Below are 344 nucleotides of genomic sequence, written 5' to 3'. Positions count from 1 at the left end.
TGGAGATGCTCAATATTATGGATATAGAAAAATAACACATTATTTAAGACGTACATATAATTTAGTTATTAATTTCAAAAAGGTATACAGGCTTTGTAAAGAATTAGACGTTCTTAGAGATCAAAGAAAAACATATCCTAAAGCTAAAAGAATATTGGCTTCTAATAGGACTGTTACTGCTTCAAATCAGGTATGGGAAATTGATATAAAATATGGATATGTTCAAGGAGAAAATAAGTTTTTCTATACTTTAAATGTAATAGATGTATTTGATAGAAGCATTATTGATTATCATATGGGACTACATTGTGAAGGAAAGGATGCTGCAGCCCTTATAAGACGTT

Annotated in this window: 1 protein-coding gene; it reads left to right on the top strand. The window is 28.8% G+C overall.

Annotated features, from left to right (window positions below):
- On the top strand, positions 1–344 hold a 344-nt coding region (locus ACTNAO_RS12885), incomplete at both ends, for an IS3 family transposase (RefSeq protein ID WP_441029712.1).

The organism is Clostridium sp. HCP1S3_C6, from assembly GCF_052066735.1.
Classification (GTDB): domain Bacteria; phylum Bacillota; class Clostridia; order Clostridiales; family Clostridiaceae; genus Clostridium.
The sequence above is the reverse complement of the archived record's forward strand: the minus strand, read 5'-3'. Positions and strand labels throughout refer to the sequence as shown.